Origin of the sequence: Ramlibacter sp. (genome assembly GCF_035554825.1) — a bacterium.
Taxonomy (GTDB): domain Bacteria; phylum Pseudomonadota; class Gammaproteobacteria; order Burkholderiales; family Burkholderiaceae_C; genus Ramlibacter.
Genome location: NZ_DATMHS010000042.1, coordinates 1 through 22,653, shown reverse-complemented (window position 1 = coordinate 22,653; position 22,653 = coordinate 1). Strand labels below are relative to the sequence as shown.

21 protein-coding genes are annotated in these 22,653 nt (G+C 68.9%); 4 read left to right on the top strand and 17 right to left on the bottom strand.

The window, feature by feature from the left end; genetic code table 11:
• Window positions 1–9 precede the first annotated feature (9 nt).
• Window positions 10–573 (top strand): hypothetical protein, encoded by a 564-nt coding sequence (locus VNT59_RS04445; protein ID WP_325497024.1) that lies wholly within the window; start codon window positions 10–12, stop codon window positions 571–573.
• 10 nt (window positions 574–583) lie between these two features.
• On the opposite strand, the gene VNT59_RS04440 is transcribed toward VNT59_RS04445, so the two are convergent.
• The 17 genes from VNT59_RS04440 to VNT59_RS04360 all read right to left on the bottom strand — a co-directional run bounded on the left by VNT59_RS04440 (window position 584) and on the right by VNT59_RS04360 (window position 20,483).
• On the bottom strand, window positions 584–1,123 hold the full coding sequence (locus VNT59_RS04440) for a methylated-DNA--[protein]-cysteine S-methyltransferase (protein ID WP_325497022.1): 540 nt from the start codon (window positions 1,121–1,123) through the stop codon (window positions 584–586).
• A gap of 9 nt (window positions 1,124–1,132) precedes the next feature.
• Window positions 1,133–2,086: a glutathione S-transferase family protein gene (locus tag VNT59_RS04435; protein WP_325497020.1), complete on the bottom strand. Its 954-nt coding sequence runs from the start codon at window positions 2,084–2,086 to the stop codon at window positions 1,133–1,135.
• A gap of 24 nt (window positions 2,087–2,110) precedes the next feature.
• A complete protein-coding gene (locus VNT59_RS04430) occupies window positions 2,111–3,757 on the bottom strand; it encodes an acyl-CoA dehydrogenase family protein (RefSeq protein ID WP_325497018.1) in 1,647 nt (548 codons plus the stop codon).
• Between the two features lie 143 nt (window positions 3,758–3,900).
• Window positions 3,901–4,917 carry an NADP-dependent oxidoreductase gene (locus VNT59_RS04425; RefSeq protein ID WP_325497016.1) on the bottom strand — a complete coding sequence of 339 codons (1,017 nt, stop codon included), beginning with the start codon at window positions 4,915–4,917 and terminating at the stop codon, window positions 3,901–3,903.
• Window positions 4,918–4,930: 13 nt separating this feature from the next.
• Window positions 4,931–5,359 (bottom strand): PaaI family thioesterase, encoded by a 429-nt coding sequence (locus tag VNT59_RS04420; RefSeq protein WP_325497015.1) that lies wholly within the window; start codon window positions 5,357–5,359, stop codon window positions 4,931–4,933.
• Between the two features lie 65 nt (window positions 5,360–5,424).
• Window positions 5,425–6,216, bottom strand: a complete 792-nt coding sequence (locus VNT59_RS04415; protein ID WP_325497013.1) for an SDR family oxidoreductase — start codon at window positions 6,214–6,216, stop codon at window positions 5,425–5,427.
• 76 nt (window positions 6,217–6,292) lie between these two features.
• Entirely contained in the window at window positions 6,293–6,496 is a 204-nt protein-coding gene (locus VNT59_RS04410) for a hypothetical protein (protein WP_325497011.1), read from the bottom strand.
• Window positions 6,496–8,340: an acyl-CoA dehydrogenase gene (locus tag VNT59_RS04405; RefSeq protein WP_325497009.1), complete on the bottom strand. Its 1,845-nt coding sequence runs from the start codon at window positions 8,338–8,340 to the stop codon at window positions 6,496–6,498. Before VNT59_RS04405 ends, VNT59_RS04410 begins: the two co-directional genes overlap by 1 nt.
• Window positions 8,341–8,498: 158 nt before the next feature.
• Complete coding sequence (locus VNT59_RS04400; RefSeq protein WP_325497007.1) at window positions 8,499–9,674, bottom strand: acetyl-CoA C-acyltransferase; 1,176 nt, start codon at window positions 9,672–9,674, stop codon at window positions 8,499–8,501.
• Window positions 9,675–9,687: 13 nt separating this feature from the next.
• Window positions 9,688–11,181, bottom strand: coding sequence for a M20 family peptidase (locus VNT59_RS04395; RefSeq protein WP_325497005.1), 1,494 nt, complete (start codon window positions 11,179–11,181; stop codon window positions 9,688–9,690).
• A 7-nt stretch (window positions 11,182–11,188) separates the two neighbouring features.
• A complete protein-coding gene (locus VNT59_RS04390; protein ID WP_325497003.1) occupies window positions 11,189–13,297 on the bottom strand; it encodes a 3-hydroxyacyl-CoA dehydrogenase NAD-binding domain-containing protein in 2,109 nt (702 codons plus the stop codon).
• 143 nt (window positions 13,298–13,440) lie between these two features.
• A complete protein-coding gene (locus VNT59_RS04385) occupies window positions 13,441–14,136 on the bottom strand; it encodes an ABC transporter ATP-binding protein (RefSeq protein ID WP_325497039.1) in 696 nt (231 codons plus the stop codon).
• Between the two features lie 5 nt (window positions 14,137–14,141).
• Window positions 14,142–14,993 carry an ABC transporter ATP-binding protein gene (locus VNT59_RS04380; protein WP_325497001.1) on the bottom strand — a complete coding sequence of 284 codons (852 nt, stop codon included), beginning with the start codon at window positions 14,991–14,993 and terminating at the stop codon, window positions 14,142–14,144.
• Entirely contained in the window at window positions 14,990–16,357 is a 1,368-nt protein-coding gene (locus tag VNT59_RS04375; protein ID WP_325496999.1) for a branched-chain amino acid ABC transporter permease, read from the bottom strand. Before VNT59_RS04375 ends, VNT59_RS04380 begins: the two co-directional genes overlap by 4 nt.
• Window position 16,358: 1 nt before the next feature.
• A complete protein-coding gene (locus VNT59_RS04370; RefSeq protein WP_325496997.1) occupies window positions 16,359–17,306 on the bottom strand; it encodes a branched-chain amino acid ABC transporter permease in 948 nt (315 codons plus the stop codon).
• Between the two features lie 110 nt (window positions 17,307–17,416).
• Complete coding sequence (locus tag VNT59_RS04365) at window positions 17,417–18,712, bottom strand: branched-chain amino acid ABC transporter substrate-binding protein (protein ID WP_325496995.1); 1,296 nt, start codon at window positions 18,710–18,712, stop codon at window positions 17,417–17,419.
• Between the two features lie 142 nt (window positions 18,713–18,854).
• Entirely contained in the window at window positions 18,855–20,483 is a 1,629-nt protein-coding gene (locus tag VNT59_RS04360; protein WP_325496993.1) for a 3-(methylthio)propionyl-CoA ligase, read from the bottom strand.
• Between the two features lie 160 nt (window positions 20,484–20,643).
• Here VNT59_RS04360 and VNT59_RS04355 point away from each other — a divergent pair, with 160 nt between their 5' ends.
• From VNT59_RS04355 to VNT59_RS04345, 3 genes are all read left to right on the top strand, one after another.
• The gene (locus tag VNT59_RS04355) at window positions 20,644–22,134 is read left to right on the top strand and encodes a protein adenylyltransferase SelO (RefSeq protein WP_325496991.1); all 1,491 of its coding nucleotides are present in this window, start codon (window positions 20,644–20,646) and stop codon (window positions 22,132–22,134) included.
• Window positions 22,131–22,550 carry a peptide-methionine (R)-S-oxide reductase MsrB gene (gene msrB / locus VNT59_RS04350; protein WP_325496989.1) on the top strand — a complete coding sequence of 140 codons (420 nt, stop codon included), beginning with the start codon at window positions 22,131–22,133 and terminating at the stop codon, window positions 22,548–22,550. The genes VNT59_RS04355 and msrB overlap by 4 nt, the downstream gene beginning before the upstream one ends.
• 11 nt (window positions 22,551–22,561) lie before the next feature.
• Window positions 22,562–22,653: septation protein IspZ (locus tag VNT59_RS04345; protein ID WP_325497037.1), on the top strand; the 92-nt coding region annotated here is incomplete at its 3' end.

Genomic DNA, 22,653 nt, shown 5'->3' with positions numbered 1-22,653 from the left:
AGAATCCACATGCGCGCCAGATTGCTGTTCATCATTCTTGCCGCCGTGGTCGTCGGCGGTCTCGCGGCCCTCAACTGGGGCGAGGTCACGCGCACCTCGCACCTGAATTTCGGCGTGGTGCTGGCCGATGCGCCACTGGCCGGCATCCTGCTGGGCGCCCTCGCCCTCACGCTGCTCGTGTTCCTGGTCAGCAGCGCGATCCAGGAGTCGCGCAACCTGCTCGCCTGGAACCGTCACAGCAAGGAGCTGCAGGCTCAGCGCGACCTGGCGGACCGGGCGGAAGCATCGCGCTTCACCGACCTGCGCCAGCACATCGACGCCACCCTGCGCGAAGCGCGCCAGCGCGACTCGATCGGATCGAGCGAGTTCGAGAAGTCCCTGCTCCAGAGCCACCGCGAGCTGCGCACGCAGATGGACAGCACCCATCGCACGCTGATGGCGCGGCTGGCCGAACTCGAGGCGCGCCTGGACCAGCGCGGCCCGATCGTCGAGCGCGAGGTGCCGGTGCGCAACGTGGCCCCGGTCGACGTGCAGCCGGTCGACCTGCCGCCGCGCAACCGCATGAACGTCTGACGCCGCGGCCTCAGTCGAACAGGCCCGGCTCGCTTCCGAGCTGGGCCCGTTCTATTTCCAGCAGGCGCAGCTTGGTGGCCACGCCGCCATCGGCCGAGAAGCCGCCGGCGCCGGTGCGCGCCGCCAGCACCCGATGGCACGGCACGATCGGCGCGAACGGGTTGCGGCCCAGGGCCTGGCCGACGGCCCGCGCCGCGCCGGGCTCGCCGATCCGGGCCGCGACTTCGCCGTAGCTCAGCGTGTGCCCCGGCGCGATGGCCCGCGTGACCTGGTAGACCCGCTGGTGGAACTCGGGAACGGCGGACATGTCGAGCGCCACGTCGAGCATTGCATCGTGGCCGCCCTCGAGCCAGCGCTGCACCCGCGCGACGATCGCCGCCACGCGGGCCGGCGCCGCGCATTCCGGCAGCCGGGGGAAGCGCCGCCGCATGCAGGCGCGGGTCGCGGCGGCGCTGCCTTCGGGCAACTGGACGCCCACCAGCGCCTGCTCGCCCCAGGCGATGCCGCAGGGGCCGATCGCCGTGTCGAACAGGCACCAGCCGCTGTCCACCACGGCCCCTCAGGCGCCTTCGGCCTTGCGCAGCACGTACCCGATGCGCGGGAAGTGCACGTGCACCGCGCCGGCCCGCGGATCCTCGCGCCGCAGCGAGTAATGGGTGCGGGTCGCCGCGATCAGCTCGCCGGCCGTCGCTTCGAGGCCGAACGTCTCGGCGGTGATCGTGACCGGCGAACCCAGCGGGATGCCGTGGTCGTCCTGGAACGCGCTGTCGACCAGCAGGTTGCCGCCGGGCGGCATCGGCTGCGCGTTGGCCGCCACGGTCACCGCGGCGCCGGAGTCCAATGAATCCATGACGCCATGGCCCACCTCGGCCAGCCGCTCCATCCATTCGACGACGGCGGGCGTCGCATTGAGGATGTCGGCCAGCAGCGGCACCTGCTCGCGGGTGTACCAGAGCGGGTGGTAGGCCGCGAAGTCGGCCACGCAGGGTTCGGCGCCGAACAGGAAATCGTGCTCCTCCACCATGTGGGCGATGCGCCTGAGGTAGGAGCGGTAGGCGCACGTCGCGTCGCCGGGCCGCAGCCGCACCATGTTGCGGCTCATCGCCTTGCGATCCTCGCCGAACGCCTGCAGGGCCTGCGGCGGCGCTTTCGCGAACACATGGGCCGCGCCGCGCGGCTGCAGGTTGTACGCCATCGCGGCCCAGAACAGCGTGCTGTCGGCCCACTGCGCGAACACCCGCGCCACGCCGCGCAGCGCCGGCGGGTACAGCATCGGCTCGGGCTGCACGTGCTCCAGCACGTCGCAGATCAGCGCCGTGTCGCAGTAGACGTCCGCTCCCACCTGCAACACCGGCGTGCGGCGATAGCCGCCGGTCAGGGCCACCAGGTCGGGCTTGGGCATGATCGCGGGGATGATCACCGACTTCCAGGCCAGCCGCTTGAAGCCGAGCGCGAGCCGGATCTTCTCGGAGAACGGCGACGATGGGTAGTGATGCAGGATGAGGTCGGGCATGGTGTGGCCTGGTTGATGCCGCGGCTAGCGCGGCATGGCGCGCGCGATGATCGCGTCGAAATCGGTGGCCGCGGGCAGCGTGCCGAAGACATGGCCCCAGTCGCCGCCCAGGCGCGAGGCGCAAAACGCATCGAACACCGGCGCCGGGGCGCTCTGGTACAGCAACGCGGCCTGCACGGCCAGCGCCACTTCCTGGGCCAGCCGGCGGGCGTCGCCCTCGGTCGCCAGCTGCTCGATGCGGCCGGGCAGCGCCGCCGCGGCGCGGTCGAGCGCCGGATGGGCGCCCCTGGCCGGCGCCAGTTCCTGCGCCAGCGCCGCGCCGGCATCCGCCTTGCGCGTGGCGCGCAGCAGGTCCAGCGCCATGATGTTGCCGGCGCCCTCCCAGATCGAGTTCACCGGCAGCTCGCGGTAGATCCGGGCCATGATGCCCTCGCCGTTCTCCTCGACATAGCCGTTGCCGCCCAGGCATTCCATCGCTTCCTGGCCGAAGTGGCTGCCGCGCTTGCAGATCCAGAACTTGGCGATCGGCGTCAGCACCCGGGCGATCACCCTTTCGAAGTCGTCGGACTGGCGGTCGAAGGCGCGGGCCACCCGCAGCGCGAGCGCGGTGGCCGCTTCGCTCTCCAGGGCCAGGTCGGCCAGCACGTTGCGCATTGCCGGCTGCTCGATCAGCCGCCGGCCGAAGGCCTCGCGCTGGGCCGTGTGGTCCAGCGCGATCGACAGCGCCTGGCGCATGAGGCCGCTGGTGCCCAGGCCGCAGTCCATCCGCGTCATGGTCCCCATCTCCAGGATCTGCGGCACGCCGCGCCCCGGTTCGCCGACCAGCCAGCCGATGGCGCCGTGGAACTCCACCTCCGAGCTGGCATTGGCCTTGTTGCCCAGCTTGTCCTTCAGCCGCAGGATGTGCATCGCGTTGCGCTCGCCGTCGGGCAGCATGCGCGGCACGAAGAAGCAGCTGAGCTGGTTGCCCGGCGCCCGCGCCAGCACCAGGAAGGCGTCGCACATGGGCGCCGAGAGGAACCATTTGTGGCCGGTGATGCGAAAGCGCGGGCCCCAGTTGTCCTCGCCGTCCGGCACCGCGTCGCTGGTGTTGGCCCGCACGTCCGAGCCGCCTTGCTTCTCGGTCATGCCCATGCCCATCGTGAACGAGCTCTTGTCGCGCCAGGGCTTGAGCACCGGGTCGTAGCCGCGGCTGGCCAGCCCCGGCCCCCAGTCGGCATACACGGCCTCGTTGCGGCGCAGCGCCGGCGTGACCGCATAGGTCATCGAGATCGGGCACAGGATCGACGGCTCCAGTTCCGTGAACAGCATGAAGCCGGCGGCGCGCAGCACATGGGGCGACGGACCGCGCTGCGTCCAGGGGGTGCCGTGGAGGCCGGCCTTGGTCGCCGCCGCCATCAGGACGTGGTAGCTCGGATGGAATTCCACCTCGTCGATGCGGTGGCCGTAGCGGTCATGGCTGCGCAATTGCGGCGTGTGCACGTTGGCCAGCCGGGCGTGGGTCTGCATCGCCCGGCTGCCCAGCAGCGCGCCGAGCGACGACAACTCAGCGGTGTCGAGCTGCGGCGCGTTGAGCTTCAGCGCCGCCTGCAGCGCGCGGTGGCCCTCGAACAGGTTGTAGTCAACCAGCGGTTGCGGCTGGTTGAAGACTTCATGCGTCAGCGCGGACATGAGAGCTCCTTGGCGCGAACACGAGCTGCCAGGCCGCCGGCATCGCGCACTGCGGCGGTCTGGCGCGCCGCGGCGGCCAGGAGCCGATGCGGGCGCAGCAGGCGATAGTGTGGCACCGGCGGATCCGGGCGGGACCGCCGGGCTCAGACTAGCTTGACCAGCTGCTTGCCGAAATTGCGGCCGTGGAGCAGCCCCAGGAAGGCCTCCGGGGCCGACTCGATGCCCTGGGCGATCGATTCGCGCGGCCGCAGCTTGCCGGCGGCCACCAGGTCGGCCAGCTCCTGCAGCGCCTGCGGCCACACTTCCATGTGCTCGCCGACGATGAAGCCTTCCACGGTCAGGCGGCTGCGCAGGATCAGCTGGGGATAGGTCATGGGCACCGGCCGGCCGTCGTAGCCGGCGATCATGCCGCACACCGCGATGCGCCCGAACGGGTTCATGCGCAGCATCACGGCGTCCATCACCATGCCGCCGACGTTCTCGAAATAGCCGTCGACACCGTCGGGGCAGGCCTGCTTGAGCGCTTTCGACAGCGACCCGGCGTCCGGGTGCTGCTTGTAGTCGAGGCAGGCGTCGAAGCCGAGGTCGTCGACGACATACCGGCATTTGTCGGGACCGCCCGCGATGCCCACCGCCCGGCAGCCGCGGGCCTTCGCCAGCGCCCCGAACGCGCTGCCCACGGCGCCGGCGGCGGCGCTGACCACCACCGTCTTGCCCGCCTGCGGCCGGATGATCTTCTCCAGCCCGTACCAGGCGGTGACCCCTGGCATGCCGACCGCGCCCAGGTAGTACGAGAGCGGCACCTGGCTGGTGTCCACCTTGCGCAGCGCGCCCTTCTGCTCGGCGTCGACGACGCTGTATTCCTGCCAGCCGCCCTGCCCCAGCACCTTGTCGCCGGCCTGGAACCTGGGCGAGCGGCTCTCGACGACCTCGCCCACGGTGCCGCCCTGCATCACCTGGCCCAGCGGCTGCGGCGCCGCATAGTTCTTGGCGTCGTCCATGCGGCCGCGCATGTAGGGGTCGAGGCTGAGGTAGTGGTGCCGCACCAGCACCTGCCCTTCCTGCAGCGGCGGCGTCTCGCCCGTCACGAGTTTGAAATTGGCCGCGCTCGCTGCGCCCTGCGGTCGGCTGTCGAGCAGAAACTGGCGGTTGGTGGGCATGGTGTTCTCCCTGTCAGTCCGTCGAAATGACGTTCAATCCGTTGGCGCTGGCGGGCCCGGTCGGCAGCCGCCTGACGTATTTGAAGGTGCCGGTGCTGTGGGCGCAGGCGCGCCCTTCGGCATCGTAGACCGTGGCTTCGGTGAAGGCCATGCTCGCGGTGCGATGGATCAGCCGCCCCTTGCCGCTGAGCACGCCGCGCGCCGGCTGCATGAACGAGGTCTTCATCTCGATCGTGACCACGCCCATGTCCTGCTGGATGCTGCGCGCCGCCGTCGCCATGGTGACGTCCAGCAGGGTCATCAGCGCGCCGCCGTGGACCACGGCGAAGGAATTTTGGTGCTCGGGCCTGGCGGCGTAGCGAAGCTCCGAATGGCCGCCCTCGAACACCACGAGCTCGAAGCCCAAGTGCTGCACGAAAGGGATCTCGACGCCGAACTGCATACTGCTCCTTGGTTGCTGCTGGATGCGGCAGTGTGCCGCGGGCGCGACGGGCGCGCCGCCGCGGCTCAGCCGCCGGTGATGACGCTCACCCCGCCATCGACGGCGAGCCACTGCCCCGTGATGTGCTTGCCCGCGTCCGAGGCGAACAGCACCGTGAGGCCCTTGAGGTCCTCGTCGTCGCCCAGCCGGTGCAGCGGCGCGTGCGCTGCCAGCTGCGCCTCGCCCAGCTGTTCCAGCGTCGCCTTGGTCATCTTGCTGGGGAAGAAGCCGGGGCAGATGGCGTTGACGGTGATGTTGTAGCGGCCCCATTCGCAGCCCAGCGCCCGGGTGAAATTGATCACGGCCCCCTTGGAGGTGTTGTAGGCCAGGGTCTTGAGCTGCGGCGGGTTGCCGCCGAGGCCGGCGATCGACGCGATGTTGATGATGCGGCCGTACTGGCGCGGGATCATGCTGCGCTTGCCGATGTGCTGCGACAGGATGAAATAGCCGCGCACGTTCAGGTTCATCAGCTTGTCCCAGGCCTCCACCGGGTGGTCCTCGGCCGGCGCGCCCCAGGCCGCGCCGGCGTTGTTCACCAGGATGTCGACGTCGCCCATGCGCTGCAGGGTTTCGTCGGCCAGCCGCCGGATGTCCTCTTCCTTGCCGCAGTCCGCGGAGATCCAGCGGGCGTCGATGCCGGCCGCCTGCAGCTGCGCGGCCGCCTCCTCGAGATCGCCGGCCTTGCGCGAGGTCAGCATGATGCGGGCGCCGGCCTCGCCGAGCGCATGCGCCATCTGCAGGCCCAGCCCGCGCGAGCCGCCGGTGACGAGCGCGGTGCGGCCTTTCAGGTCGAACAGCTGGGAAACGGTACGGGTCATGATGCCTCCTGGTCGTTGCCGGCGATTGTGCCGTTCGCGCCGCGGCGCGCTTGTCGCCGCAGCGATATCCACGCCCTCACTGGTCCAGCCGCAGCCGCGAGCGCAGCCAGATCAGCGCGGCGCCGCCGACGGCGAGCAGGCCGCCGGCGACGATCAGCGACCAGGCAGCGCCGGCATGGTGACCGAGCGAAGCGATGCCCAGCACCAGGGTGAAGAGTCCCAGGTAGAGCAGGATCCAGGCCAGCCGCTCGACCCAGGCGAGGGTTCGCGCCGACGCCATCAGAACGCGTCCTGCGGCATCTCGGCGCAGGTCTGGTCGCGGCTGGCGACCACCTGCAGCCAGGCGCCGATCTTCGGCAGTTCGTAGCGGTAGAAGTAGCGCGCCGCCTGCACGCGCCCGGCCGCTGCCCCGTCCCGCCCCGCGACGGCGGCGAGCGCCACGTCCAGCCACAGCCAGGCGACGACCACATGGCCGAAGGCCTGCATGTAGGGTACGGCATTGGCCAGGGCTTGCGCCGGATCGCCGGTGGCCCAGGCCGCCTGGGTGGCCTGCTGCAGTTGCCGCAGCGCCGCGGCGAGCGCCTGTCCATGCTCGGCCAGTTCGGGGTGCTGCCGCGCGCGCGCGCTGGTGGCGCCGATGCGGTGCGCGAGCAGGCCCAAGCCCCGGCCGCCTTCCATCAGCACCTTGCGGCCCAGCAGGTCGGCGGCCTGGATGCCGTGGGTGCCTTCGTGGATCATGTTCAGGCGGTTGTCGCGCCAGTACTGCTCCACCGGAAAGTCGCGCGTGTAGCCGTAGCCGCCATGGACCTGGATCGCCAGCGAATTGGCTTCCAGGCAGCATTCGCTCGGCCAGCTCTTGGCGATGGGCGTGAGCACTTCCAGCAACAGGCGCGCTTCGTCGGCGGCCTGCGGTTCGCCGGTGCGCTGTTCGTCGACCAGGCGCGCGCAGTACAGCTCCAGCGCCAGTCCGCCCTCGCACAGCGACTTCTGCGCCAGCAGCATCCGCTTGACGTCGGCATGCTCGATGATGGGCACCTGCGGCTGCGCCGGGTCCTTGCCCACCGCGCCGCCGCCGGCCGCTTTGGGGCCGGATGGCAGCCGCCCCTGCGGGCGATTCCTGGCGTACTCGAGCGAGGCGTAGTAACCGGCCAGCCCCAGCATCACGGCCGCCGTGCCGACGCCGATGCGCGCCTCGTTCATCATGTGGAACATGCAGCGCAGGCCTTCGTGCGGCCGACCCACCAGGTAGCCGATGGCCCCGGCCCGGCCCCGGACCGGAAAGCTCCCTTCGCCGAAATTGAGCAGGGTGTTGGTGGTGCCGCGCCAGCCGAGCTTGTGGTTCAGGCCGGCCAGCGCGACGTCGTTGCGCTCCCCGGTGAGCCGGCCGTCCGTGTCCACCAGCTGCTTCGGCACGACGAAGAGCGAGATGCCTTTGGTGCCCGCGATCAGCTTGCCGTCCGGCCCGGGGATCTTCGCCAGCACGAGGTGGACGATGTTCTCGGTCAGCTCGTGCTCGCCGGAGGAGATCCACATCTTGTTGCCGGTGAGGCGGTAACGCGGCCCGAGCGGGTCGGATTCGAAATCGTCGCCGTCGGGCAGCGCGCGGGTCGCGACGTCGGACAGCGAAGAGCCGGCCTGCGGTTCGGACAGCGCCATTGTCCCCGCCCAGCGGCCGGAGAACTCGTTGCGGGCGAAGACCCGCTGCTGCATCTCGGTACCGTGCACCAGCAGCAGGTTGGCGTTGCCGACCGTGAGCATGTGCGAGCTGATGCTGACCGACGCCAGCGCGAAGAAGCTGCTTGCCGCGGCTTCCAGCGTGTACGGCAGCTGCATGCCGCCGATCGCGTAGTCCTGCGCGGCGCTGAGCATGCCCGACGCGGCGTAGGCGTCGTAGGCGTCCTTGGTCACCTGCGGCAGGATCACCCGCTCGCCGTCGAAGCGAGGCTCCTCGACGTCGACCGTGCGGTTGAACGGCGCGAACTTCTCGCGGGCGATGCGTTCGCAGGTGTCGAGGACCGCGTCGAAGGTCTCGCGCGAGTGGTCGGCAAAGCGCGGGCGCTCGGTCAGCTGCTGCGCGTGCAGCCAGTCATAGAGGAGGAATTCGAGGGTGGGACGGTATGTCATTGAAGAAAACCCAGCAGCCGAACGCAGAGGGCGCAAAGGTACGCAGAAAACGCAGAAGAGAGAGCAAGAAGAATCGGTTCAGAATCCTCCGTTCTTTCGGTCCTCCGCGTCCTTTGCGTACCCTCCGCGCCCTCTGCGTTCGGCTGCTGGGTTGTGCCTTAGAGCACCTCGAACACCCCCGCCGCCCCCATGCCGCCGCCGATGCACATGGTGACCAGCACGCGCTTGGCGCCGCGGCGCCTGCCCTCGATCAGCGCATGGCCCGTCAGCCGCTGGCCGGACACGCCATAGGGGTGCCCGACGGCGATCGCGCCGCCGTTGACGTTCAGCTTGTCGGCCGGGATGCCCAGCTTGTCGCGGCAGTAGATCACCTGCACGGCGAAGGCCTCGTTCAGTTCCCACAGGTCGATGTCCTGCACCGACAGGCCCAGCTGCTTGAGCACCTTGGGCACGGCGAACACCGGGCCGATGCCCATCTCGTCCGGCTCGCAGCCGGCCACCGCGAAGCCGAGGAAGCGGCCCAGCGGCTTCATGTTGTGGCGGCTGGCGTACTGCTCGCTCACCACCACGCAGGCGCCGGCGCCGTCCGAGAACTGGCTGGCGTTGCCGGCGGCGATGGTGCCGCCCGGCAGCGCCGGCTTGATCCCGGCGATGCCTTCCTTGGTGGTGCCCTCGCGCGTGCCTTCGTCGCGGCTGACGGTGACTTCCTTGGTGCGCAGCCCCATGACCGGGTCGGCGACGCCCGCCTGGACCGTGATCGGCGCGATCTCGTCGTCGAACTTGCCGGCCGCCTGCGCGGCGCAGGCCTTCTGCTGGCTGGCCGCGCCGTATTCGTCCATCGCGTCGCGGCCGATGTTGTAGCGCTTGGCCACCTGTTCGGCGGTCTGCAGCATGGTCCAGTAGATCTCGGGCTTGATTTCCAGCAGCGCCGGGTCGCGCAGCATGTGCATGTTCATCTCCTGCTGCACGCACGAGATGCTTTCCACGCCGCCGGCCACGAAGACGTCGGCCTCGCCGGCGATCACCCGCTGCGACGCCAGCGCGATCGTCTGCAGGCCCGACGAGCAGAAGCGGTTCACCGTCATGCCCGAGACGCTGACCGGCAGCCCCGCGCGCAACGCGATCTGGCGCGCGATGTTCATGCCGGTCGCGCCTTCCGGGTTGGCGCAGCCCATGATCACGTCCTCGACCTGCGCGGGCTCGACGCCGGCGCGCTGCAGCGCGTGCTTGACCACGTGGCCGCCCAGGGTCGCGCCGTGCGTCATGTTGAAGGCGCCCTTCCAGCTCTTGGCGAGCGGGGTGCGGGCGGTGGAGACGATGAGTGCGTTGGTCATGGCGTGAACCTTTCTACGGAGATACGGAGTTCGTGGCCGGCGCGGCGGAGGCCTCGCGCAGGAGCTGATGGTAGAAGCGAACCAGGTCCGCCAGGTTGGCGGTGGCGAGGCGCTCGTTGGTGCCGTGCAGCCGCGGCAGGTCGGCGGCGTTCGCCCGCACCGGCGAGAAGCGGTAGATGGCGTCGGTCAGGCCGATGAAGTGCTGGGAGTCCGACCCGGCGATGTACAAGGCCGGCGTGACGATGGTGCCGGGGAACAGCTCGCGCAGCGTGCGCTGGATCAGCCGGTACGAAGGCGACCCGGTCGAGGTGACCGGGGACGGGTCGGCGCCGCCGGCCAGCTCCTTGAGCTCGATGCCGTCCCCGACCACCGCGCGCACGCGGCGCAGCACCGTCTCGCGCGTTTCGCCCGGCAGGATCCGGAAATTCACGGTCGCCTCGGCCACGCCGGGAATCACGTTTTCCTTGTTGCCCGCGTGCACGATGGTGAGCGCCGTGGTGGTGCGCAGCATCGCGTTGGTGCCCGCCCCCTGTTCCAGCTGCCGTTGTGCCAGCGGGCCGAACAGCCACAGGTTGGACAGCACCACCCGCTGCAGGCCGCCCATCTCGGGCGCGAGCGTCTCGAACATCTCGCGGCCGACGCCCTGCAGCGCCGCCGGGAACTGCTCCTGCTCCAGGCGCTGCAGGGCGGCGCCGAGCCGGGCGATGGCGCTGGTCCCGGGCGGCGGCGGCATCGAGGAGTGGCCAGGCGCCGCGGCGGCCTTGAGCTGCACCGAGACATAGCCTTTCTCGGCGACGCCGACCAGCGCCGTCGGCGCCGCGACGCCGGGGATCACGCCCTGGGTGATCACCAGCCCCTCGTCGAGCACGAAGTCCAGATGCACCCGCCGCTCCCGCAGCAGCCGGGCGATCGCGGCGGCGCCGCGCGCTCCCCCCACCTCCTCGTCCGCCCCGGAGACCAGGAACACGGTCTGGCGCGGCTGGAAGCCGGCGGCCAGCAGCATCTCGATCGCCTCCAGCTGCGCGATCAGGTTGCCCTTGTCGTCCCAGGCACCGCGACCCCAGACGTAGCCGTCCTTGACGGCGCCGTCGAACGCAGGCACCGTCCACGCCGCTTCGGTGCCGGGGGCGACGGGCACCACGTCGTGGTGCGCGATCAGCGCGATCGGCCTGGTGTTGGCGTCGCTGCCGGGCCAGGTGTAGAGCAGCCCCAGCTCGCCGACCACCTCCCGCTTCAGCGTCGCGTGGACCCTGGGATAGCGCTGCTGCAGATAGGCATGCAGGCCGCGGAACTGGTCGGCGTTGAGCTGCGGCTGCTCGAGGCTGGAGACGGTCCGGAAGCGGATGGCGCCGGCCAGCCGGTCGGCCGCGGCCGCCTCGTCGACGGCGATGGACGGCGCCGGCGGCACCTGCAGCTGACGCGAGCCCTGGCGCAGCGTGTTGACCGCCACGGCGGCTGCCAGGAGCAGCAGCACGCCGAGCACCATCCACAACGCCCGCTTGACCACGCGCCGCTCAGGTCGTCTGGTTGAAGGTCTTGCCTTCGGCCGCCAGCTTCGCCAGCAGCGGCGCCGGTTGCCAGAACTGCTGGTCGTCGCGCGGGTTGCGCTGGAAGCGCATCATCGCCTGCACCACGTTGAACAGGCCCACCTGGTCGGCGTAGAGCATGGGGCCGCCGCGGTGGATCGGGAAGCCGTAGCCGGTCAGGTAGACCATGTCGATGTCACTGGCCTTGGACGCGATGCCGTCCTCGAGAATGCGCGCGCCCTCGTTCACCAGCGAGAACACCAGCCGCTGCACGATCTCCTCGTCGGAGATCTTGCGCGGCGTGATGCCCAGCTCCTTGCGGTGGTCCTCGATCATCTTGTTCACGAGTTCCGAGGGAATCGCGTCACGCTTGCCGGCCTGGTAGTCGTACCAGCCGGCGCCGGTCTTCTGGCCGAAGCGGCCCAGTTCGCACAGCTTGTCGGCGGTGCGGCTGTACTTCATGTCCGGATGCTCGACGGCGCGGCGCTTGCGGATCGCCCAGCCGATGTCGTTGCCGGCCAGGTCGCCCATGCGGAACGGCCCCATCGCGAAACCGAAGCGCTCGATCGCGCGGTCCACCTGCTGGGGCAGCGCGCCTTCGTCCAGCAGGAATCCCGCCTGCCGGCTGTACTGCTCGATCATGCGGTTGCCGATGAAGCCGTCGCACACGCCGGAGACCACGGCGGTCTTCTTGATCTTCTTGGCCAATGCCATGACGGTGGCCAGCACGTCCTTGCCGGTCTTGGCGCCGCGGATCACCTCCAGCAGCTTCATCACGTTGGCCGGGCTGAAGAAGTGCAGGCCGACCACGTCCTGGGGCCGCTTGGTGAACGAGGCGATCCTGTTCACGTCCAGGGTGGAGGTGTTGGACGCCAGGATCGCGCCCGCCTTCATCGTGTTGTCGAGCTGCTCGAACACCTTCTGCTTGACGCCCATCTCCTCGAACACGGCCTCGATCACCAGGTCGGCGTTCTTCAGGTCGTCGTAGTTCAGGGTGGTCGTGAGCAGCCCCATGCGCTGCTCGTACTTGTCGGCCTTGAGCTTGCCCTTCTTGACCTGCGCCTCGTAGTTCTTGCGGATGGTGGCGACGCCGCGGTCCAGCGCCTCCTGCTTCATCTCGAGGATGGTCACGGGGATGCCGGCGTTCAGGAAGTTCATCGAGATGCCGCCGCCCATGGTGCCGGCGCCGATCACGGCCACCGACTTGATCTCGCGCTGCGGCGTGTCGGCCGGCACGTCGGGGATCTTCGAAGCGGCGCGCTCGGCGAAGAAGATGTGGCGCAGGGCGCGGCTTTCCGGCGTCATCATCAGGCCGACGAAGATTTCGCGCTCGGCGGCCAGCCCGTCGTCGAACTTCTTCTGCGTGGCCGCTTCCACGGCGTCGACGCACCTGGCCGGCGCCGGCAGGTTCTTGGCCATGCCCTTGACCATGTTGCGGGCGAACTGGAAGTAGGCGTCGCCCAGGGGGTGCTTGCACGGCAGGTGGCGCACCAGCGGCAGCGGCCGCGTGTCGGCCACCGAGCGGGCGAAGGCGATCGCCTCATCCAGCAGCGACTCGGGCGAGGCGGCCATCTTGTCGAACAGCTTCTGGCCCGGCAGCTGCGCCAGCAGCTCGCTCTTGACCGGCTCGCCGCTCACGATCATGTTGAGGGCGGTCTCCACGCCCAGCACGCGCGGCAGGCGCTGGGTGCCGCCGGCGCCGGGCAGGATGCCCAGCTTGACTTCCGGCAGCGCGATGTTCGCGCCCGGCGCGGCGATGCGGTAGTTGCAGCCGAGTGCCAGCTCCAGGCCGCCGCCCATCGCGACGGAATGCACGGCGGCGATCACCGGCTTTTCCGACGCCTCGACGGCGAGGATCACGGAGTGCAGGTTGGGTTCGGCCAGCGCCGCCGGCTTGCCGAACTCGGCGATGTCGGCGCCGCCCGAGAACGCCCGGCCGGCCCCGGTGATCACGATCGCCTTGACCGAGGCGTCGGCGCGCGCCTGCTCCAGGCCGTTGGTGATCCCGACGCGAGTGGCATGGCCGAGCCCGTTCACGGGCGGATTGTTGATCGTGATCACGGCCACGTCGCCGTGGACCTTGTATTCAGCCGTCATGACGTCTTCCTTGGAAAAAAGAAAATGAACGAGCGTTCGCGAACGATTCTAGGGGGGCAGCACCGCGCCGCACAGGGGTGCAGTCTCACCTGGGACATCCCGGCGGCGGCGGCCGCGCGGCGGGCCCGCGGACCGGCCGGCGGCTAGACCTCCAGCCACTCCTTGCGGATGTAGGCGTCGGCGCGCAGCGTCTGCGGCGTGCCCTCGAACACGATGCTGCCGTGGCCCATCACCAGCGTGCGGTCGGAAATCGCCATGGCGATGGTCAGCTTCTGCTCGATCAGCAGCACCGAGATGCCGCGCTGCTTGAGCCGCTGCAGGTATTCGGCCACCAGTTCCACGATCTTGGGCGCCAGCCCCTCGGTCGGCTCATCGATGATGATCAGGTCGGGGTCGCCCATCAGCGTGCGGCACAGCGTCAGCATCTGCTGCTCGCCGCCCGACAGCACCCCGGCATCGGTGTGCTGGCGCTCCTTCAACCGGGGAAACATGTCGTACATGTCGTCGAAGCCCCAGCGCCCCTGCCGGCGCGCGCTCTTCTGCCCGAGCATGAGGTTCTGGTGGACCGTCAGCTTGGGAAAGATGTCGCGGTTCTCGGGCACGTAGCCCAGGCCCAGGTGGGCGATCTCGTACGGCTTCATGCCGACCGTGTGGCGGCCTTTCCAGTCCACCGTGCCGGTGCATTCGACCATGCCCATGATCGCCTTGGCGGTGGTGGAGCGGCCCGAGCCGTTGCGGCCCAGCAGTGCGACGATCTCGCCCTCGGCGACCTCGAAATGCACGCCGTGCAGCACATGGCTCTTGCCGTAGAAGGCGTGCAGGTTCTCGACTCTCAGCATGGTGCTCATGACCGCCCCGCCTGCGCGTCGGCGACGTGCGAGCCGAGATAGGCCTCCTGCACGCGCTGGTTGGACCGAACCGCCTCCGGCCGGTCGAAGGCGATCACCTCGCCGTAGACCACCACGGCGATCTTGTCGGCCAGGCCGAACACCACGCCCATGTCGTGCTCGACGGTGAGCAGGGTCTTGCCCACCGTCACCTCCTTGATCAGATCGATGAAGCGCCTGGTCTCGCTCTTGCTCATGCCCGCCGTCGGCTCGTCCAGCAGGATCACGTTGGCGCCGCCGCCGATGGTGATGCCGATTTCCAGCGCCCGCTGTTCGGCATAGGTCAGGTTCATCGCCAGCACGTCGCGCTTCTTGTCGAGCTTGATCATCGTCATCAGTTCCTCGGCGCGCTCGTTCGCATCGTCGAGGTCGGCCAGGAACTTGAGGAAGGTGTATCGGTACCCCAGGCTCCAGAGCACGCCGCAGCGCAGGTTCTCGAAGACGCTCAGCTTCGGGAAGATGTTCGTGATCTGGAAGCTGCGCGACAGCCCGAGCCGGTTGATCTCGAACGGCCGCTTGCCGTCGATGCGGTGCCCGTTGAGCAGCACCTGGCCGCTGGAGGGCGCAAAGCGGCCGCTGATGAGGTTGAACAGGGTCGACTTGCCGGCGCCGTTGGGACCGATCACGGCCACCCGCTCGCCGGCGTTCACGGCGAGGCTGGCGCCGCGGATGATCTCGGTCTTGCCGAAGCTCTTGCGCAGGTCCCGCAGCTCGAGGGCGCAGGCCGGCGCCGCGCCGCTCTGAAGCACGGGGCCGGCGGCTGCCAGCGCGAGGTCCGCGGGCGGCAGGCCCGGTGCGACGGCGCTCATAGCGCCTCCCTGCGCTTGGTTTCCTTCTCGATGAACTCCTGGATCTCGCTCCAGTGGCGGGCGAACTGCCGCCGGGCGATCTCGAACAGGCCCAGGCCCGTGACCATCACGAAGGCCGCGCCGAACCAGCTGTTGATCCCGTGCGCGTCGAGCGTCATGCCCAGGAAGCGCAGCTGCGGCCCCAGCGCCGCGTTGAGCTTCAGGTGGTAGACCATCTCGATCATGGCGGCGGCGCCGATCAGCACCACCAGCGCCGTGAACGCCAGCGCCAGGTAGCTGACCCACAGTTCGCGCAGCCGGCCGAAGGCGGCCACCCGCAGGTTCATCATGATCAGGCTGGCGATGCCGCCGGGCGCATACATCACCATGAACAGGAACACCAGGCCCATGTACAGCAGCCAGGCCTTGGTCAGTTCCGACAGCAGCACGAAGGCAATCACCATCAGCACGGCGCCGATGATCGGGCCGAAGAAGAAGGTCGCGCCGCCGAGGAACGTGAACAGCAGGTAGGCGCCCGAGCGCGGGCCGCTCACCACCTCGGAGGTGACGATCTCGAAGTTGAGCGCGGCCAGCCCCCCCGAAATGCCGGCGAAGAACGCCGCGATGATGAAGGCGATGTAGCGCACCATCTGGGTGTCGTAGCCGACGAACTCCACCCGCTCGGGGTTGTCGCGCACGGCGTTGAGCATGCGTCCGAGCGGGGTGCGCGTGAACGCGAACATCAGCGCCGTGCAGACGAAGGTGTAGATCGCGATCAGGTAATACAGCTCGATCTGCGGGCCGAAGGTGATGCCCAGCGCATTGGCCAGGCCGCCGGCCTTGGCGCCGGTGACGCGGTTGCCCGAGACCCCGCCTTCGCCGCCGAAGAATTCGGGGAACATCAGCGACATCGCCCACACCAGCTCGCCGATGCCCAGCGTGATCATGGCGAAGGTGGTCGCGGCCTTCTTGGTGGTCACCCAGCCGAGCAGGACGGCGAAGAACGCACCGGACAGGCCGCCCACGATCGGGATCAGGCTCACCGGCAGCGGCAGGGCGCCCTTGCTCACCAGGTTCAGCGTGTGGATGGCCAGGAACGAGCCCAGGCCGGAATAGACCGCGTGGCCGAAACTGAGCATGCCGCCCTGTCCCAGCAGCATGTTGTAGGACAGGCAGACGATGATCGCGATCCCCATCTGGCTGAGCATCGTGTGCGACAGGCTGCTGGTGAACACCATCGGCGCCACGACCAGCAGCAGCGCGAACAGCGTCCAGATGATCCAGCGCCCGACGTTGTACGGCTTGAACTGGTAGTAGCCGGTCGGGGCGCTGCGGGCAGCCGGGGGCGACTCGATGCCGCCTGTTTCGTTGACGACGGCGCTCATGTCAGCCCTCCCGCGTTCCGAGCAGGCCCTTGGGCCGGAAGATCAGGATCAGCACCAGGAACATGTACGGCAGGATCGGCGCGATCTGGCTGATCTTCAGCTTCCACAGCGCGTAACCGAAGGTCTGGGGCGAGATGGTGAGCCCGGCCGAGGCCGCCGCGCCCTGGATCGAGCTGTCGATGCCCACGGCGAAGGTCTGGATCACCCCGATCAGCAGCGAAGCGACGAAGGCGCCCGACAGCGAGCCCATCCCGCCGACCACCACCACCACGAAGATCACCGATCCCACCGTCGCCGCCATCCCCGGTTCCGTGACGAAGGCGTTGCCGCCGATGACGCCGGCCAGCCCGGCCAGCGCCGCGCCGCCGCCGAATACCAGCATGAAGACCCGGGGCACGTTGTGCCCGAGCACCTCCACGGTTTCGGGGTGGGTCAGCGCCGCCTGGATCACGAGCCCGATCCGCGTGCGCGTCAGCAGCAGCCAGATGGCGATCAGCATCAGCACCGCCACCAGCATCATGAAGCCGCGGTAGGCCGGGAACTGGGTGCCGTACAGCGTGAACAGCGGGCCGCTCAGCGACGGCGGCACCCGGTAGTCGACCGAGCTGGTGCCCCAGATCAGCTGCACCACCTCCAGGATGATGAACGACAGGCCGAACGTGATCAGCAGTTCGGCGACGTGGCCGAACTTGTGCACGCGGCGCAGGCAGTAGCGCTCGAAGATGGCGCCGAGCCCGGCCACCAGCAGCGGCGCGACCAGCAGCGCGGGCCAGTAGCCCACCAGCTGGCTGGTGGCATAGGCGAAGTAGGCGCCCAGCATGTAGAAGCTGGCGTGCGCGAAATTGAGCACGCCCATCATGCTGAAGATCAGCGTCAGGCCGGAACTGAGCATGAACAGCAGCAGCCCGTAGCTCAGGCCGTTCAGCAGCGAGATGGTGAAAAACTCCATGGGGGATCCGTTGGTGCTGCCGGCAGCCGACCGGCCGGCGGCGGCCGCGCATATGAAAACGCCGGGCTGGCGGCGAGGCTGACCCGGCGTTTCGGCGCTGCGCGCGGGTGTCAGCCTGGGCGCTTCATCTGGCAGCTGGTGGGCGTGCTGGACACGTAGGCATCCATCTGCTTGATCGGCACGAAGGTGTAGCCGGTCTTCTCGACGCTGTATTCGCCCTTCTTGGCCTTCTGCCACTTGGTGATGAACATGGTCTGCTGCAGCTGGTGGTCGGAGGCGCGCATCTGCACGTCGCCGGCGAAGCTCTTGAAGGTCAGGCCTTCCATCGCCTTGGCGACCTTCACCGGGTCGGTCGAGCCCGCCTTGGCCATCGCGTTGGCCAGCAGGTTGATGCCGTTGAGCGTGGCGTAGGTGTAGTAGTCGTCGTCGAACTTCTTGAAGAACTCCTGGCCGATCTGGCCCAGCTCGCCCGGATGGTTGGCATGGCCGTAGGCCACCACGTAGACCTCGCTGTCGCCGCCCTGCGCCAGCGCCGTCGGCGTGCCGGTGACGGTGGCGTAGTAGGTGTACATCGGCAGCTTGAGGCCGGCGTCGTTGAGCGCCTTCACCAGCAGCGTCAGGTCGGTGCCCCAGTTGCCGGTGACGATGGTGTCGGCGCCGGACTGCTTGATCTTGGCGACGTAGGGAGAGAAGTCCTTGACCTGGCCGATCGGGTGCAGGTCTTCGCCGACGATCTGCACGTCCGGGCGCTTGCGCTTGATGCCTTCCTTGAAGTAGCTCGCGACCTGGTGGCCATGCGAGTAGTTCTGGTTGATCAGGAAGACCTTCTTGACCTTTGGCTGGTCCTTCATGAACGTCGTCAGCGCCTCCATCTTCATGGAGGTGTCGGCGTCCAGCCGGAAGTGCCAGTAGTCGCACTTCTCGTTGGTGAGCGAAGGATCGACCGCGGCGTAGTTCAGGTAGACCAGTTCCTTGCCGGGATTGCGCGCGTTGTGCTTGGACACCGCGTCCATGATGGCGGTGGCCGCGCCCGAGCCGTTGCCCTGGGTGATGTAGCGGAAGCCCTGGTCGATCGCCGCCTTGACGGTGTTCAGGCTTTCCTGCGGCGAGCCCTTGTTGTCGAAGCCGACCACCTCGAACTTCACGCCGGCGGGGTTCTTGCCGCCCGACATGCGCTCGGCGACGTACTGCCAGCTTTTCAGCTGGTTCTGGCCGACGTTCGCGAACGGACCCGACAGCGGGTCCATGAACGCGATGCGCACCGTCTGCCCCGCCAGCGCACCGGCAGCGGCCGGCGCCGCGGCCTTGGCCGCCGGCGCGGCCGCCTTGGCCGGCGCTTGCGCGTAAAGCGGGCCGGCGCAAAGCAGCAAGGCGCCGATGGCGGCGGAAGTCAGGGCGAATTTCATGTACGTCTCCGGTTGGATGAACTCTGTTCAGCGTACAAGTTTTGCACGCGGCAACGCTCAGGGATTGCCCTAGAAACAGGCACCAGCGCGACTCGCGCGCGCGGCCCGTTCTGCACTGCAATCCTGAGGGCCGCGCGCCGCCTCACGCGGTGGGCAGGCGATAGTCCTTGAGCATCTCGCGCAGCCGCGTCTTGAGCATCTTGCCGGTGGCCCCGAGCGGGATCGCGTCGACGAACACCACGTCGTCCGGGATCTGCCACTTGGCGATCTTGCCTTCGTAGAACTTCAGGAGTTCCTCGCGCGTGACCTCGGCGCCCGGCTTCTTCACCACGGCGACGATCGGCCGCTCGTCCCACTTCGGATGCTTCATGCCGACGCAGGCCGCCATCGCGACGGCCGGGTGCGCGACCGCGATGTTCTCCACGTCGATGGAACTGATCCACTCGCCGCCGGACTTGATCACGTCCTTGCTGCGGTCGGTGATCTGCATGTAGCCGTCGGGGTCGATGGTCGCCACGTCGCCGGTGGGAAACCAGCCGTCCACCAGCGGGTCGCCGCCCTCGCCCTTGAAGTACTCGCGGACCGTCCACGGCCCCTTCACGTACAGGTCGCCGAAGGTCTTGCCGTCCCACGGCAACTCCTGGCCGTCGTCGCCCACGATCTTCAGGTCGACGCCGTAGATGGCCCGTCCCTGCTTCAGGCGGATCTTCATCTGGTCGTCGGCCGACATCGTCAGGTGCTTGTTCTTCAGCGTGCACAAGGTGCCCAGCGGGCTCATCTCGGTCATGCCCCAGGCGTGCAGCACGTCCACGCCGTAGTCGTCGCGGAAGGCGTGGATCATGGCCGGCGGGCAGGCCGAGCCGCCGATCACCGTGCGCTTGAGGCTGGAGAACCGCAGGTTGTTGGCCTTCATGTGCCCCAGCAGCATCTGCCACACGGTCGGCACGCCGGCCGAATAGTTCACCTGCTCGGCCTCGATCAGCTCGTACACCGACTTGCCGTCCATCGCCGGGCCCGGGAACACCAGCTTGGCGCCGACCAGCGCCGCCGAATACGGGATGCCCCACGCGTTGACGTGGAACATCGGCACCACGGGCAGCACCGAGTCGCGCGCCGACAGGCACATCACGTCGGGCAGCGCAGCCGCGTAGGCATGCAGGATCGTCGAGCGGTGGCTGTACAGCGCGGCCTTGGGGTTGCCGGTGGTGCCGCTGGTGTAGCACATGCTCGACGCGGAGTTCTCGTCGAAGCTCGGCCATTCGTACTGCGGCTGCCGGTCGCCGATCCAGGCTTCGTAACTCACCAGGTTCGCAATGCCGGTGTCCGCCGGCAGCTTGTCGGCGTCGCACAGCGCCACGTACTGCCTGATGGTCGGGCAGCGGGCATGGATCGCCTGCACGATCGGCAGGAAGCTCATGTCGAAGCACAGCACCTGGTCTTCGGCATGGTTGGCGATCCAGGCGATCTGGTCGGGGTGCAGGCGCGGGTTGATCGTGTGCAGCACGCGGCCCGATCCGCTGACGCCGAAGTACAGCTCCAGGTGGCGGTAGCCGTTCCAGGCCAGCGTCGCCACCCGGTCGGAGAACAGCAGGTTCATGCCGTCCAGCGCGTGGGCCACCTGGCGCGAGCGGGTCGCCACGTCGCGCCACGTGTAGCGGTGGATGTCCCCCTCCACCCGGCGCGAGACGATCTCCGTGTCGCCGTGGTGACGGTCGGCGAAGTCGATCAGCGACGAGATCAGCAGGGGTTGGCTTTGCATCAAGCCCAGCATCGGCGGCTCCTTGGTCTAGGTGTTTTGAACAACCCTGATCGTAGTGTTGGTGCCGGCGAAAGCAATCGGGGGATTTCACTGGCGGGACAGCCCCGACCTGACGGCTGGCTGTCAATGCCCCGCATCCCACGGGACCATGGCGCAGCGCCGACAATGCCGCATGAGCGATGCGATCGAAGCCCCCGCCCGCCTGGACCTCGGTCTGCCATGGCACAACAGTTTCGCGGCGCTCGGGCCGGCCTTCTTCACCGAACTGGCGCCGACACCCCTGCCCGCCCCCGGCCTGGTGTGCGGCAATACGGCCTTGGCGCGCGAGCTGGGACTGGCGCCCGACCTGATCGGCTCGCCCCAGGGCGTGGCCGCGTTCACCGGCAACCTGCCGCTGGCAGGCAGCCGGCCGCTGGCGTCGGTCTACAGCGGCCACCAGTTCGGCGTCTGGGCCGGCCAGCTGGGCGACGGCCGCGCCATCCTGCTGGGCGAGCTGCAGACGCCGGCCGGGCCGCAGGAGCTGCAGCTCAAAGGCAGCGGCCGCACCCCCTATTCGCGCATGGGCGACGGCCGCGCGGTGCTGCGTTCGAGCATCCGCGAGTTCCTCGGCTCCGAAGCGATGCAGGCCTTGGGCATCCCGACGACCCGCGCGCTGTGCGTCACCGGTTCGCCGGCGCCGGTGCGGCGCGAGGAGATCGAGACGGCCGCCGTGGTGACGCGCACCGCCCCCAGTTTCGTGCGCTTCGGCCATTTCGAGCATTTCGCCGCCCGCGACCAGCTGGGCGACCTGCGCCGGCTGGCCGATTACGTCATCGACCGCTTCTATCCCGGATGCCGGCACGGCGAGCGCCTGGCCGGCAACCCCTACGCGGCCTTCCTGGAACAGGTCAGCGAGCGCACCGCCGCCATGGTGGCGCAGTGGCAGGCCGTCGGCTTCTGCCACGGCGTCATGAACACCGACAACATGAGCATCCTGGGCCTGACCATCGACTACGGCCCGTTCCAGTTCCTCGACGCGTTCGATCCCAACCACATCTGCAACCACAGCGACGAACAGGGGCGCTATGCCTACAACCGGCAGCCGAACGTGGCGTACTGGAACCTGTTCTGCCTGGGCCAGGCGCTGCTGCCGCTGATCGGGGACCAGGAACTGGCGCTGGCCGCGCTCGAGTCGTACAAGACCGTGTTCCCGCGCGAACTGGAGGGCCGTCTCGGCGCCAAGCTCGGGCTGGGACGGGCCGAAGCCGGCGACCGCGAACTGGTCGAGCAGATCCTGTCGTTGCTGGCCGCCGACCGGGTGGACTACACCATCTTCTGGCGGCGCCTGTCGCAGCATGTGGCGGGCACCGGCGCCGAGCCGGTGCGCGACCTGTTCCTGCGCCGCGACGACTTCGAGGCCTGGCTGCGCCGCTATGGCGAACGGCTGGACCGGGCCGGACGCGCGGCGGCGGCGCAAGGCATGCTGCGCAGCAACCCCAAGTACGTGCTGCGCAACCACCTGGGCGAGCTGGCGATCCGGCAGGCGAAACTCGGCGACCATTCGGAAGTCGAAACCCTGCTGGCGCTGCTGCAGGCGCCATTCGACGAACACCCCGGCCACGACGACAAGGCCGGATTCCCGCCCGACTGGGCATCGCAGATCGAGATCAGCTGCTCTTCATGACCTACCCGATCCAGAAGACCGACGCGCAATGGCGCGAACTGCTCGCCGCCAAGGGCGCCGAGCCGGGCGCCTTCGAAGTGACCCGCCATGCCGCCACCGAGCGGCCGTTCACCGGCAAGTACGAGCGCGTCTGGGCCGACGGCAGCTACCACTGCGTGTGCTGCGGCGCCAAGCTGTTCGATGCGGACACCAAGTTCGACGCCGGCTGCGGCTGGCCGAGCTTTTCGCAGGCGGTCCCCGGCGCGATCCAGGAAATCACCGACCGCAGCCACGGCATGGTGCGCACCGAGACCGTGTGCGCCCAGTGCGGTGCGCACCTGGGCCACGTGTTTCCGGACGGCCCGACGCCGTCCGGACTGCGCTATTGCATGAATTCGGCGTCGCTGGACTTCCAGCCCGCCAAGGACGGGGAATAATCCGGGCTCCCATGAAACTGCTGATCGACTTCTTCCCCATCATCCTGTTTTTCGCGGCCTTCAAGGTCGCCGGCATCTACGTCGCCACCGGCGTCGCGATCGC